This is a genomic window from Chryseobacterium sp. CG10_8 (assembly GCF_058117085.1).
In genome coordinates this window covers 1-10,991 of the sequence record NZ_JBYVEB010000094.1, presented here as the reverse complement: position 1 = coordinate 10,991, position 10,991 = coordinate 1, and the positions used below count along the sequence as shown (strand labels likewise).

Here is a 10,991-nt window from a genome sequence, read left to right as displayed (position 1 = left end):
TTTTAATTTAGATGTTTCAGAATTAATCACCCTCAAATACGGAAGTACCTACGATTTGGTTTCCTCGCAAGTTAACAAGCTGGTTATGGAAAAGAAAATATTAATTTCCACCGATACCTATTTAGAGGCTGTTCCGCATTCGAAGCCTTCTAACGCTTTTGAATTTGAAGTATTAAATCTTCTGAAAACCAAAGGCAGGATGTCCTTGCGACGACTGTTTTTTGAAGTTGCCGGTCAACCACGTTATGAAAATATCACCAATTTTATTGATGCGCAGTCCAAATATATGAGAAAATCAAAGCTGTTCAATCGGATCTTCATGATAAATGTGGGAGTTTTAGTGTTTTACATTATTTTGGGAATGTCACGTATACTTATCGGTATTTCCAGAGATAAACCTATTCTCTTCATACTTTTAACAGTATTAGTGATGGTTTTTGTTTCAATTAAATATTTAAAATATATTGAAAAATATATGTCCACCACTTTTATCTCTAAGTATTTTGAAGGACAAGAGTGTTCCAAAAAGGGATTGGCCAATAATGACCTGCATTGGAGCTTTTTTATATTTGGAAGTGGCATTTTAGTGCACGAATACGGATTGGCTTTTAATGATTATCGCAAAGAAAGCCATGAAGCTGCATCAGGTTCTGGTGGTTCTTGCGGAGGGGGCGGAGGATGTGGCTCCAGTTGTGGTGGAGGATGCGGCGGTTGCGGTGGAGGATAATTTTTGGAAATTAACTCATTGACAAAATTCATCATAATAAAAAATAATAACTCAAATTAATTTCCGATTTTTGAGCTCTTAAAAAATTAGAATAAACGATTAAAAAATAAAACTTGTATGGACAATATTTTAGACTGTGTAATTATTGGTTCTGGACCTGCTGGATTTACAGCAGCAATTTATGCGGCAAGAGCAGATTTGAAACCCGAATTATACACTGGACTCGAACCAGGAGGACAATTGACTACCACCACCGAAGTTGAAAACTTCCCAGGATATCCTAACGGAGTTACTGGACCAGAAATGATGATGGAGTTACAAAAACAAGCAGAAAGATTCGAGACCAAAGTCCATTACGAATTGGTGACCAAAGTAGAATTTTCCAAAGAAGTAGGTGGAGTACACCAAATCTGGGTTGGAGAAAAACAAATTTTTGCCAAAACAGTGATTATTTCGACTGGAGCTACTGCAAAATATCTTGGACTAGATGATGAGAAAAAATACGCAGGGGGCGGTGTTTCTGCCTGTGCAACTTGCGATGGATTTTTCTATAGAGGGAAAGATGTGATTGTTGTTGGAGCGGGAGATACTGCTGCCGAAGAAGCAACTTACCTTGCAAAATTATGTCGTAAAGTGACCATGTTAGTGAGAAGAGACGAGTTTCGTGCTTCTAAAGCAATGATTCACCGAGTGATGAATACACCAAATATTGAGGTGAAATTCCATCATGAATTGATCGCTATCGAAGGTGAAAATAGCTTAGTCGAAAGGGGAGTAGCTATCAATAATCAGACTCAAGAAATCACAAAAATCGATGTAGAAGGAATCTTCATTGCAATTGGACACAAACCAAATACGGATTTGTTCAATGGTCAAATTACACTTGATGAGAGTGGTTATATCGTGACCGAAGGAAAATCAACCAAAACGAATATTCCAGGAGTTTTTGCAGCTGGAGACGTACAAGACCAGACTTACAGACAAGCAATTACTGCAGCTGGAACTGGTTGTATGGCTGCGATTGACGCAGAAAGATATTTAGCCGAACTACATTAATGATAAATAAGGAGCCAAGTCAAATGGAAATTAAGATTTAGATTAAGATGTAGTTAAAAAAAATGACTTGCATCTTTTTACTTCAATCTTTTTACTTTTCACATTTTACTTGGCTCTTTTTACTTTATTTGGCTCTTAAAATATTATGAAAACCCTATTTTATATCTTTATCGGAGGAGGAGTTGGAAGCGTTTTTCGGTATTTGATTTCTCAATATACCCAAAAATTGTGGACCTATAATTCGTTTCCGATGGGGACATTTGTGGTTAATATGTTGGGCTGCTTTTTAATAGGGCTTCTTGCTACTCAGTTCATGAAAATGGATCACCCACTTCGGTTTTTATTGATCGTTGGATTTTGCGGGGGATTTACCACTTTTTCGACTTTCTCTGTAGAGAATCTTGCTCTTTGGCAAAATCAGCAATATGCAACGCTGACGATTTATGTTTTATTAAGTACTTTAATAGGTTTTGGTTTGGCTTTATTGGGTTCCAAATTGTAAAATCTATTATTACTTCTTGCTACATGAGCTTTTGAGGTTTATTTAATCGCGAAAATATTTGCGACTATTGCTGAGTGAAGTCTTTTTTGCTAGACCAAAACAGCGAATCATAAAAAATAAACTTTGTACTCGCTGTGGTTAAATTGATGTTCGTACAAAAAATTGAGTATTATTTATTTTAATTTTAGATTTTTTAGACATTGACCAGAGGTTGAAAGGCGAATTTTGGTTGATTTTAGAGCTAATTTTCGTTTGGATTGAATCTAAATTTAAAATAATTGAAAATATTATTTGCTGGTTTTCAGGGGTTGAAGAAAAAGTTGAAAATTAATTTTTATTTTTTTTTGCAGAAAACCGAAAGAGTACTATATTTGCACCACTGAAAACGAGAACATCGTTATCATGGAGAGATGGCAGAGTGGTCGATTGCGGCAGTCTTGAAAACTGTTGACTGTAACAGGTCCGGGGGTTCGAATCCCTCTCTCTCCGCTTCAAAAGCAATTTGCAGATAATGTAAGTTGCTTTTTTGTTTTTATTGGGTTCTTTGATGTTTTCTGACCTTAATATATATTCATTTTTTCTATTAAATTTATAGTTTACTATTTTTTTGTAATTTCAGTATTTTAATTAAGTTGACTTTTGTAGTGGTATGTAAATCTACATATTTTAAAACCCTTAAAGAAGATAATATGATATCAAGCTCCAGACTTTTTATTGTCGTCATTTTGCTTTTGCTTTTTTCAAATCTCTTCAGTGCTCAAAAGATACCAAATAGTGATCACTATGAAAAAATTGGAGGCTTAAAATTAAATTACACCATAAGAGGACGAGGGCCGATAATGTTAGTTGGACATTTAAATTCTGGAAAAATAGGATATCAATTAACTTTGAAACCACTTGAAAAGTATTTCACCATGGTTTACTACGAACCAAGAGGCACTGGAAAATCTCAATCACCAAAGACTGTCAAAGGGTACAATCAAGATGATATCGTTCTAGAAATAGATAATCTACGAAGAAAACTTAAGTCCGATAAAATTTGGATTTTTGGACATTCTGACCAAAGCGCAATAGCGTTAGAATACGCCTCAAAATATCCGCAAAATACGTCTGGACTCATACTTTCAGGAACAAGTTTGATAGGAAATCAACAGGAAACATATGAAAGAAGAAAAAAATCTGAAACCGAAAGAGCAAAAGAGTCTCCATGGTTTATGCAGGTTTTAGAAGATTGGGATTACATGATTAAAAATCAATCAAGTACTAATGAAATAGGAAAAGACATCTCAGACGCACCTGTAAAATGGTGGTGTTACAATGAAGAAAGTGCAGAGAAAGTAATTCCTATCGTTAAAGAAATTTCAAAAGCTGGTAGAAGGAGGGCAGTTAAGGGAGTTCATTGGGTTGAAACTGTTGCAGAAAGGCAAAAGTATTTGGATTACCAAAAATCATTTTCCAAAATTAAAGCCAATATTTTGATTATTAACGGCAAGTATGATACTAATAATCCTCCCAAATATGCCGAGGATTTACAAAAGACTCTACCCAATTCAGATCTAGTAATCGTTGATAAAGCTGGACATTTCCCATGGATTGAAAATTCTGAAACTACTTTTTATGAAATTGAAAATTGGATAAAAAAGGTGCAATAAAGGAAAGTTAAAAGGGCTAACATTGTCCTATAAGATTGGTGAGCAGAAACCTTTCAAAATCGCATTGTCGGTATTTCTTTACTTTCAAATAAGGTGATGATTCAATCTAGCAAAATTCAATTTCTTCTTTTCTATTTCAATTTCTTGTTGTATCTTTAAGTTATTGGAATTTAATTGGTAAAGCTAATATTTTGAAGATGAACAAGTACTTGAATTTGTGGGCGCCGATTATGGGAATGCATGCGCTTCATCAGGTTGAGGAAAGCATCAGCTTTTTTCAATGGTACATTGATAATGCGTACAAGATTCCAAATTGGATGCAAATAGCTAGTGTGACCAATGCCGAAAGAGTGATTATCCATCCGGAATATTTTGTTCTATCTTCGTTGGCGCAATTAGGTTCTGTAACGCTTATAGCGTACTTATTTAGAAAAAATGAAAAAGCAACCAAATTTCTGTTGCTTTTATATATTTTCGGGTTATCATTCTTTCTAGTTTGGCATATTCTCACAAGTTATATTGCACATTCTTATGCACCGATTATGGTGACTTGTCTGATGGGAATGTACTTTGTTCCAGCCTGGGTAAGAAAAATTTTAAGACTCTAAAAAGTTGCTTCGATTAAAATTCTAAAGAACTAATTGAAGCAAAATCAGCTTACTAATACAGCCTTTTTTATTTCGTCTTCATTTTTCCATTTTTGAATCTTTCGCTTGCAGTTTGGTAGTAGGAAACTGTTTCGTTGATCAAAGATTGGTTTGGAGTTTTGATTGGGGTCAAAGTGCTTTCGGAACCAGTCACTTTAAATTGTAGTGCGCGTTTTCTGTCATCAATTTGCGTGAAAATATCCCCTTTTAGAAGTCCTAAAGTTCTATAATTTCCTACAAATGCTCTTTCGTCACCAACTTTGGTCTTATTAATGTCTTTTCCGTACAGAGCAGTGTCATAATTCCAGTTCAAATAACCAAATAGAGTAGGGAGCACATCAATTTGAGAGGTTAATCTATCAATTTTTTGAGGCGGGTTATTAAGATTGTAAATCACCGCAGGAATATGGTGGTTTTTGATATTGAGTTCCCATTTTCCAGCACTACTTGCGCAATGGTCAGCTACAATGACAAAAACTGTGTTTTGAAACCATGGCTTCTTCTTTGCTTCTGTAATAAATTTTCCTAGCGCATAATCGGTATATTTTACAGCAGCATTTCGGTCGCCTTGAGGAAGGTCAATTTTGCCTTCTGGGAAAGTATAAGGTCTGTGATTAGAAGTAGTCATAATGAACTGAAAAAAGGGCTTCTTTTGCTTGTTGCTTTTATCAGCATACTTCAACGATTGCTTGTAAATGTCTTCATCGCAGATTCCCCAAGCGTTTTCAAAACTTACCTTGTTATCAGGAATATTATATCGGTGGGTTTTAATATTGTCAGATAATAGATTTCCGCGGTCTCTATCAACGATGTCAAATCCTTGCCCCCCCAAAGAAACTGTTCATATTGTCAAAATAACCATCACCACCATAAATAAAGTAAGGTTGATAGTTTTTTTCTTTAAGGATGGTTGCAACGGAAAAAAGATTTTGATTTTCTGGTCGTCTTACAATGCTATTTCCGGGAGTCGGAGGGACGGATAAGGTCAAAGCTTCCATTCCTCTCACAGTTCTGGTTCCAGTGGCATAAAGATTAGTGAAAAATATACTGTTTTCAGCCAATTGGTCATAGTTAGGAGTTATGTGGTCTTTGTTTCCAAAAGCTGAAATAAATTCACCACTGAAGCTCTCAATCACCACTATCACAATATTAGGGAGAAGTTCTTGAGAACCGTTTGTCTGTCTCAAAATGTTATCCAACTGATTTGAAGTATAACTTTGGTTGTCCTGTAAAAGTTCTTGTTTAACAATACTATACGCTTCTTTTTCTGGGAGTTTTTTATAGAACTTGTCATACTCTAATTCATTAGAACGATAGGCTCTAAAGAAGGAGAATACCCCATTTTTACCAACTTCATTAACTACTGAATTCATACTGAATTCCGCTAAAGAATTGTGCAAGAAGGTAACCATTAAAATGCTTGAAATCAAAAGAGAAACAGAAATTAACAAGCGATTATTAATAGGCATTTTTGAGTTAAATGTGTTACTAAAAGCGCCATTCTTTTTGAAAAGAAATAAAGAAGAAGCAATCAAGGTTGCCAAGGCAAGAACAATAACAGGTATCGGATAAGACTCATTGATGTTAGAAAATACTTCGTAGGTGTACACTAAATAATCAACCGCTATAAAGTTGAATCGCACCCCAAATTCTTCCCAAAAGGGAAATTCGGCCATCAAACTAAAAAACATGATAACCAAAACCAAAGTAAGATAAAAATAGGTGAAGATTTTGTCAAATTTTGAACCTACCCATTTTTGAGGAATAAATAATAAATAAAGGTTATAAATGAATACAAATGAAAGACTTACGGACAGGTCAAATATAAATCCGATTCCAAATGCTCTAATGATATCCAAAAAGCTGAAGCTCGCATCACCAAATGAGATTAGCAGCAGTGCTAACCTGACCAAAAAGGAGAGTAGCAAGTATAATGCAACAAAAGAAAAAAGTAAGGAATATCTATTTTTCGGCAAGAATTTCATTTACTAAAAAAGGTTTTGAATGTAACGCACAAATATGAAAATAAATTGTGAATAAATATTGAAATATTTTCATTTTTTGATAGTTAAAAGGCACTCAATTCACTTTTAATTTATCAATGCTTCATATTAGAGCCCCCCTTCATCATTTTTGTTGAGCTAATATCCTTTCAATCTGATTGATATGACGAAGATTGTGGTTAACTATGAAACGGAAAGTATCGCCAAGTTTTAGTTGGATAATGATTGAAATGCTCGTCCTAATTTTTACCTTATTAATGTTATGTTTTTTGGAATTATCAAGGAGCGAAAGTAGTCTTTGTTGTTGATTGATAAATATTTCAAAGACTTTTTCTTTATCTAGTTTTCGTTGAATTGGATTCTTGCTTTTAAAGGTTTTCATTCCTTTAGACTTGGCTTTCGGGAGCATACTTTCTGCAAAATAATTTCCTAAAATCCCTGTTTTGAAATCACTTTCTGGTTTAGAAGAACTTTTCGATAAGCTATTTTCGATTTGATCAAAATAAAAAGCGCCATATAGATTGAGGTGTTCGATACATTCTAACACATTCCATGAAGCAGCATTATTGCGCCAAGTCAGTGTTTCTTCATCTTCATTTTGAAGCAAAACAATTTTGTTAATTACTTCCCTAGTTTGTCCCTTCAAGCTTTCAATCAAATATTCCGAATTCATATGCTAATTTTTTTGCAAAATTCGGAAATCTAAGATTGATAAAACTTGATTGAAATCAAGCTTTTTTGCATGGATCAATATTGTTAACAGCCTTTCAGTTTGGCCATTCGTTTTGTTCAATATTAAAAATTGAAGTTCTATCTTTCATAATTTGTCTTCAAGATTTTTTTCGCCATCAAGATGCCAGCAACAATAAATATTCCTGAAATGATGCCAGTCACAAATCCCTGCGGTAAAAGATCAGTAAGAAGAACAAAGTCAGCTGCTCCAATTTGGAATATGATTGAAGCTACTAACAAACCAAGAATTTCGGAAAAAGATATTTTTTCAAAAAGTTGATTGATATTGCCAATCTTCTTTTCCGCAAAGTATTGTTTTACCTCTTTCTTAAATAATAGGATAACCAAAGCTATGTCTAAAATTACTTGAAAGATCTTATTAATAAGGAGGATATCAAACTTAATGGCAAGCAACGAGAAAGGAATAGAAATAATAAATAGCACTAAAGTCAAAATTCTAGCCCATTTTATTCCCATCAACAGCAAAAGCCCAAGAATTGCGGAGATAAGTAAACTAATATAACTAGAAATTTGAAGTTGGAAAGGTTTGTCCAAGACAAGATTGGCGGTTATTAAATTTGCAATACCTAAAAAACTATGAAGAACAAAAATGAAAAAAATCAATCTGACTTTTGCTGGGACTTCTGCTCCTTCGACTTTATCTTGTGTATCCTTCTTTGGTTTTGGTTTGACTGCTGGTTTTGGTTTGCCTGAAATATACTTGTATTTGATGGTTTCTGCATCAGGTTCGATGGTAAAGATGTCATCTCCGCAGGTCTGATTAATCATTTCTAAAACAACTTCATCGGGGTTTAGTCCTGCGAATTCTATTGGTTGAGAGGTGCCTTCATTGACCAAAATCTCATCTTCCGACACTTGTTTTGTTCTCAGTACCTCTCCATTTTCACTATACTCAAAAAAGTATTGTCCTGAAGTTTCACCGTAGATAAACTTTGTAAGTTTCTGATTATTTAATGATAATATCGAAAATCCATCTTCGAAAATTGGAAAATGAGTCCCAAAATTAATTAAAGTTCCATTAGAAAGTTTGGTAAAAAAAACTTCATCATCTTTTATGTCACTAGAAAGAGCTCTTTCAAAAGTCGTAACCTCAATAGGCTCACTTACTATGATATTAAGTTGATTAGTAATCTCTCTAATGTCTATGTGTTGGGAACTCAGTGCAAGTCCCATGATATCTACGCCCATTTTTTGTTGAAGTGCTTTCTTATTTGTAGTATAATTTTGCTAATGAATATTTTCTTAAAAATTAAAATTATTAATTATAAATATTTAATTTTTAGTATCTTATTATCTTTTTTCTAAAGTGAAAATTTAAGTACTTAGATCGGTTTTATCCCAAGCTACATCTTTAGACAACATCCAAGTTAAAGAGTGCCTTCTTTCATGGATTACGCCTCCATTTGCAATTGGATCAAAGTTTTCTGGAACCGTTGAATGTCCTAATTGGCCGCTTCTCACTGCATTGTGAGCGCAATAGAACAAGTCTTCCAAGGCGACAACATCACTTTCATTAAGTTTAGGTTGCTCAATAATCCAATCTATCACTGATTCGTCTAAGTCACAAGTATGGTTTTCTAAGAGTTCTTGCATCTCGTCTCCACTCAACATTTGACCAGAAATATCGGGTCTGCGAAAACCAAAGTACCATGCTAATGGAAATGCATTTTCGAATTTCCAACCGATGGAGTCCCTCAATTTCTGATCGTCTCGGTGATGATTGAAGATCTCAGATTCTGCGTCAGTAAGCGAATCTTCCAATTCATTACGTTTTACAAAATCTAGGATAACATGATCGGGGATATTTTCTTCGGGAACCAATAGCCAATATACCATTGCTTTGATAGCATGAAGTCTCTTTGCAATTTCTAAATCCGGCCTTAACTCAATTGGCTTGATGGTTGGAAGTGATTTGGCAGGTCGAAAACCCGCGGCAATACATTCTTGCATCGCAGCAGTCCGAAATTCGCTAATATCTCGATCTTTGGGGTTGCCATCATGGAATTGCTCATCATCTTCAATATCTTCATTGTGTATATTTTCTTTCCTAATATATTTTATTCCAGTTATTTTTTCCAGAATATCCCTGCTGTCCAAAAAGGGTTTTGCGGCTTCTAGAGCCTCAGTCTGGACAAGCTGCATGGTACATTTCAGATTTTCATCTAAATCGTCTAAATAATGCCAAGTATAATTTTTCAGGATCTCTTTTTGCTCTTCTATGGAGGTAATTCCCATTTGTGCGAATGAATTCTCGATATCAATGCTTTCGTCACCGGAAAGCCGAATTCTAATGACACCATCGTTATTCTGTTTTTTCTTTTTTAACCAATCAAATAATCCCATATAAAGTGTTTTTTTAATCTTTTGAATAATGTGACCAAAATATAAAATCTTAGTCAGTTAATCAATAAAGATTCCCTAAAGTTTCATGAAGCCAAGAAAGAATATTACGTCTATTGACCACACTGTCATCAAATTGATTAGTTCTAATGGATGAGGAGCCAAGCGCTAAAGTTCAACAGAGAAAAATATGAGTGCTTCATCATCGAAAAAACACGGCGAAAAAATACAATCTTAGGGATATAATAATTTTTTATTTTGAAAAAAGATCTTAGCAAGGAAAGTTATTGAAGATTTTGGAATCCAGTTTTCCCCTCTCTTTTCAAAAGTAGTAATCCCAAAATAATCAAAAACCCGGACAGTCCTAGTAAGGAATAAAAAATTCCAAGTCCTTCTGATATATTGTATACGAATGTTACCAGAGAGGTCATTCCAAGACCAAAAAGCGCCCATTTCTTCCATTTTAGTAACATTAAAGTAAAATAAATGTCTAATAGAGTGACTACGAGCAAAGCAAAATTTTCAGATGTCTTTTCATTTGATAAAGTTATTAAATCATTCTTTAGTACCCAAATACTAGCTAGTAACGTAATAATTAGATATATCATAAGTAAAAGATTCATCTTTTTGTTATTATTCTTATGGATCACAAACATACTTTTAAAAACATTTTATTTGTATTGATTTTCGAATTTCATTCTATTGTAAAGTAACTCGGAAACTTTATGAGTGATGAAATTTGACGAGTCTAAAATACAAAATTATAACCTGAATATTTCCAGAACTCATTTTTTTGAGAAAAAGGGTAGAAGAAGTCGCGTGTTGAAGCCTACTTTCGCTATTTTACTTCGATCAGTATTTATTTTTTTTCAATGATTAAATCTAATTCGATAAACGATACCAATTTGTACTTATCGAAACTTCCCGAAATCCAATTGTCAACTTCTTTAAGATTTAGAATTCTAGCAAGTTCTTTTTCGACTCTTTTATCTTTGCTTTTAATATTATATGATTTTATTTTGTCGTTTTTACCAATAACAACATAGATATTGTTAATACTTGGTGTAGAATTGGCTGGCAAGTTAAAGTTTTCAAAAATAATTTTACGAAAGTTATTAATTCCTCCTTTAAATTCCGTTTGCTGGTAACCACCATCCAAAAAACAATTTAGTTTGTATTTGTCACAACTATCAGAACTTTTTTTATTCTCATTTTCAAATTTATTGATCTTAATTGAATCATTTTCATCAAGTAAAAATCCATAATTATTTATTGTAGTTAAGTAAAAAACAGGTTTCTTTTTTCCAGTTT

12 protein-coding genes and 1 tRNA gene are annotated in these 10,991 nt (G+C 33.8%); 6 read left to right on the top strand and 7 right to left on the bottom strand.

Going from position 1 to position 10,991, the window contains the following annotated elements; all coding sequences use genetic code 11:
* From AC4AGG_RS13055 to AC4AGG_RS13030, 6 genes are all read left to right on the top strand, one after another.
* The coding region (locus AC4AGG_RS13055; RefSeq protein ID WP_489772450.1) for a hypothetical protein at positions 1-727 on the top strand (727 nt) is incomplete at its 5' end.
* A gap of 117 nt (positions 728-844) precedes the next feature.
* Positions 845-1,783, top strand: coding sequence for a thioredoxin-disulfide reductase (gene trxB / locus AC4AGG_RS13050; protein ID WP_489772449.1), 939 nt, complete (start codon positions 845-847; stop codon positions 1,781-1,783).
* A gap of 145 nt (positions 1,784-1,928) precedes the next feature.
* Positions 1,929-2,285 (top strand): fluoride efflux transporter CrcB, encoded by a 357-nt coding sequence (gene crcB / locus AC4AGG_RS13045; protein WP_489772448.1) that lies wholly within the window; start codon positions 1,929-1,931, stop codon positions 2,283-2,285.
* Positions 2,286-2,689: 404 nt separating this feature from the next.
* Positions 2,690-2,774: transfer RNA gene (locus tag AC4AGG_RS13040), tRNA-Ser, on the top strand.
* Positions 2,775-2,974: 200 nt separating this feature from the next.
* Positions 2,975-3,937, top strand: coding sequence for an alpha/beta fold hydrolase (locus AC4AGG_RS13035; protein ID WP_489772447.1), 963 nt, complete (start codon positions 2,975-2,977; stop codon positions 3,935-3,937).
* Positions 3,938-4,128: 191 nt separating this feature from the next.
* Positions 4,129-4,545 carry an HXXEE domain-containing protein gene (locus AC4AGG_RS13030; protein ID WP_489772446.1) on the top strand — a complete coding sequence of 139 codons (417 nt, stop codon included), beginning with the start codon at positions 4,129-4,131 and terminating at the stop codon, positions 4,543-4,545.
* A gap of 67 nt (positions 4,546-4,612) precedes the next feature.
* Here AC4AGG_RS13030 and AC4AGG_RS13025 read toward each other — a convergent pair whose 3' ends face one another.
* From AC4AGG_RS13025 to AC4AGG_RS12995, 7 genes are all read right to left on the bottom strand, one after another.
* Positions 4,613-5,416 carry an LTA synthase family protein gene (locus tag AC4AGG_RS13025; RefSeq protein WP_489772445.1) on the bottom strand — a complete coding sequence of 268 codons (804 nt, stop codon included), beginning with the start codon at positions 5,414-5,416 and terminating at the stop codon, positions 4,613-4,615.
* Positions 5,397-6,569 carry an LTA synthase family protein gene (locus tag AC4AGG_RS13020; RefSeq protein WP_489772444.1) on the bottom strand — a complete coding sequence of 391 codons (1,173 nt, stop codon included), beginning with the start codon at positions 6,567-6,569 and terminating at the stop codon, positions 5,397-5,399. Before AC4AGG_RS13020 ends, AC4AGG_RS13025 begins: the two co-directional genes overlap by 20 nt.
* A 142-nt stretch (positions 6,570-6,711) precedes the next feature.
* Complete coding sequence (locus AC4AGG_RS13015; RefSeq protein ID WP_489772443.1) at positions 6,712-7,260, bottom strand: DinB family protein; 549 nt, start codon at positions 7,258-7,260, stop codon at positions 6,712-6,714.
* A gap of 137 nt (positions 7,261-7,397) precedes the next feature.
* Complete coding sequence (locus AC4AGG_RS13010; RefSeq protein WP_489772442.1) at positions 7,398-8,528, bottom strand: hypothetical protein; 1,131 nt, start codon at positions 8,526-8,528, stop codon at positions 7,398-7,400.
* A gap of 126 nt (positions 8,529-8,654) precedes the next feature.
* The gene (locus AC4AGG_RS13005; RefSeq protein WP_489772441.1) at positions 8,655-9,683 is read right to left on the bottom strand and encodes a DUF4272 domain-containing protein; all 1,029 of its coding nucleotides are present in this window, start codon (positions 9,681-9,683) and stop codon (positions 8,655-8,657) included.
* 281 nt (positions 9,684-9,964) lie between these two features.
* Positions 9,965-10,288 (bottom strand): hypothetical protein, encoded by a 324-nt coding sequence (locus tag AC4AGG_RS13000; RefSeq protein WP_489772440.1) that lies wholly within the window; start codon positions 10,286-10,288, stop codon positions 9,965-9,967.
* Between the two features lie 251 nt (positions 10,289-10,539).
* Positions 10,540-10,991 (bottom strand): hypothetical protein (locus AC4AGG_RS12995; protein WP_489772439.1); only part of this gene is annotated, 452 nt, incomplete at its 5' end.